A 1516-nucleotide genomic window follows, 5' to 3' on the forward strand; every position below is an offset into this window, starting at 1 on the left:
ATACGGGAAAAATGCAGTTGAGTGGGTAAGTAAAGGACGAGAAGAATTACGCACGAAAGTTAAGACCAATGTAGAGCAAAGCGCAGCTGTAAGAGAAGCGTCCAACTTCGATGTGCATTTGAAAAAAGAGAAGGAAATTCTTGAAAGGATCAAGAATAAGGGGACGGGTAATACTATAGGGAACTTTGCAGGTAAAATAAATGCTGAAAACATCCCTAACATGTCAAAGCAAGAAATCTTAGATAGCTTGCCGAAGGATTGGAAGTATACTGAGAACAATGGTTTCGTTCACATTAGAGATGCTAATGGGAACGTCCGAATGAAAATTGACCCACCTGATAAGGTTACAAAGTATGACCATGTTCATTTGTTTGATGAGAGTGGTAATCCAATTGATGTAAACCTGAATGTTGTTGACAGAAAAAGCCCTGATGCTCATATCCCATATAAAAAGTGAGGTGATTAGTGTGAAAGCTGAAAAAATTCTGTCCGAAATTGAGGCAATGCACTACTGGGATGCTAGAGTATTAAAGTTTGATTCAAGTTTTTTTGGTGATGAAATAACCCTTGTGTTTGAGGACACAGAGTTTAACGTCAAATTGTCCTTTATTGGGTGTTCTAGTTTTTCCTTTGTTACAAGTGCTGATGATAGGATAAAACCTTTAAGAGAGTTGACTAGACCACAAATTCCTTATTTTCTTCAAGATATCGAAGTAACAGATGTTCAGAGTGAGGGTCATAGTTTGCTAAGTTGCAAAATCTTAATGCCCCCTCTTAACGCAGAAATACTTTGCGCTTCAATTTCGATTGAAAAGATATAGTAGGTCAACCTTGATAGGCTTCGTGCCTTTCAAGGTTTCTTTTTTGTTGGGGGCTACCCAGTGCCGAGTGAACCCATCATTCAACCAATAACACGAATAACCCATGTAATACCCGTATAAAGATTTCATCATTTTGCTTGTACGCACACATCAATGCTTGAATTTTATCACCTAAATAACGGTATTCCGTTACATTGAACAGGTCGATTATGGTCAGATACCACCATGATTGACCTGTTTTTTGTTATCTTCGTTTTCTTGCGGTTTTTTCAAATTAAACGCAACTTTGCGAATAGATACCCCGATGGATATAGTGTCGAGAGCATCGCAACAAATTCAAGGGATAGCCCGACCACTATTATTGTCAGGACTTAACTGAACATTTCTAACGGGAAGGACATGTGTTAAAGGCTAGCCACCTGCCCTCTAATTAAGCCCGAAATTCATCAAAAAATTCGGGAGGGGGCGGCACATGAAAGGAGTCACTGTATCCATCGACCGCATTGTCATTGACTTTACAGACGTATATTGGGACTTTTTCAATGAGTTCCATAAACACATCTGTCACTATTTTCCTGAGGAATATGTGGACACCCATCGGTTAACCTTAGAAGTACAAACAGAGCTGAACTGGTCCGATGAATTAACTAAGGATGTGGCGCAGCGAATTGCAAAGAAACAGGACTATAACTTGA

1 protein-coding gene and 2 pseudogenes are annotated in these 1516 nt (G+C 39.3%); all 3 read left to right on the forward strand.

Going from position 1 to position 1516, the window contains the following annotated elements:
- Positions 1-457 (forward strand): annotated as a pseudogene (locus GNP95_RS26335) (hypothetical protein); the annotation flags it as partial.
- 10 nt (positions 458-467) lie between these two features.
- Positions 468-821: a hypothetical protein gene (locus GNP95_RS25430; protein WP_330163626.1), complete on the forward strand. Its 354-nt coding sequence runs from the start codon at positions 468-470 to the stop codon at positions 819-821.
- A gap of 472 nt (positions 822-1293) precedes the next feature.
- A pseudogene (locus GNP95_RS25435) lies at positions 1294-1516 on the forward strand (hypothetical protein); the annotation flags it as partial.

Source organism: Paenibacillus woosongensis (genome assembly GCF_009725165.1).
Lineage (GTDB): Bacteria > Bacillota > Bacilli > Paenibacillales > Paenibacillaceae > Fontibacillus > Fontibacillus woosongensis.